We start from the raw sequence: 1,284 nt of genomic DNA, 5'->3' as shown, positions 1-1,284 counted from the left end.
GCGATGTGTTGGCTCGTAGGGTGATTGGTGGCGGGCCTGGATGTTGGAGCGTTCGGCGACTCCTGTGACTCCTGGCCCGCCCTCTGTTTGCGGCGGTCGCGCATACGGTGGTGCCGGATGTTGTCTCGGCGGCGCGGCTCAATCTGGTAGCGCTCTTTAACGAGCACGCGGCCCTGAGCTTCGGTGATCGGGGTGCCGTCGACATCGCGCAGGGCGTAGGGCTGGCCGGCGCGCATGCACGTGGCGATCCGAGTGACCAGCAGAGTGGCCAGATGGCAGATCGCCGAATCATGGTGGCGGTCGCCGGCCATCAGCCGCTGGTACTTCGCCGCGATCTGCGGGTCGACCTTGCGGGCTTGATCGGCGGCGGTGCAGAGCATTTCGCGCAGCAGTGGGTCACCGGCCTTGGTGATCGAAGATTCGATCTTGCCCACCCCGGACTGGCTGACCTTGGGGACCAGTCCGGTGTAGGCGCGCACCGCCGCCAGTGAGGTGAATCGGTGCGGATCACCGATCCGCCCCGCGATCACGGCGCTGATGACCGGTCCCACGCCGGGAGCCGAGGCAACGATCCCATCGGGGTCGGCGTCGGCGTACAGGTTCGCGACTCGTTCGTCGATCTGCTTGATTTGGCGGGTCAAGAACAGCGCCTGTTCGGCTTCGTGGGCGATGTCTTCGGCCAGTTCGGCGAAGTTCATCCCGTCCGACCCCCACAGCGCGAGGGTTTCCTTGGCCGCGGCGATGAGGCCGGCGGCGTGGTCGCTGCGCCACGCGCCACGGGACCGGGCGATCAAGAACCTGCTCAGACGTCCGTGGCCGAGGCGGATCACCGCGTTCGGATCGGCGTAACGGGCCAGGAACTCCAACGCCGCGATGCCGTAATTCGAACCGAGCACCGCATACCAAGCAGGCCCGAGGAGCTCGACGAGTGCATCGAGTCGGGCGTAGACGGCGACCCGGCGTTTGACCATGGTGGAGCGCTGCTTGACCAAGCGCCGCAACGGGTCTGCAGGTCCCTGGCCGGAATACTCACGCAGGCCTTCGGGATGAAGAAGTGGCAGCCGGGCCAGCAACTCGGAGTCGATCCGATCGTTCTTGGTGTGCTTGGAGTAGTACTTGCGAAGATCCGCCGATTGGGTGGTGGGAACCATCACCACGCGGGCCCCGCGGCGGCGGAACCACTCCGCCACAACGATCCACGCGTTGCGCGTCGGCTCGACCACGACCGTCAGATCACCCGGATCAGCCAGATTCAGGTCATCCCACAACCGTTCCAGCTCCGCC

1 protein-coding gene is annotated in these 1,284 nt (G+C 66.1%); it reads right to left on the bottom strand.

Annotated elements, in window-relative coordinates; translation table 11 throughout:
- Positions 1–1,284: IS110 family transposase (locus VXD91_RS20960; RefSeq protein WP_346416287.1), on the bottom strand; the 1,284-nt coding region annotated here is incomplete at both ends.

This window comes from Mycobacterium sp. SM3041, assembly GCF_039668335.1.
Lineage (GTDB): Bacteria > Actinomycetota > Actinomycetes > Mycobacteriales > Mycobacteriaceae > Mycobacterium.
This window is presented reverse-complemented; position numbering and strand designations above follow the sequence as displayed.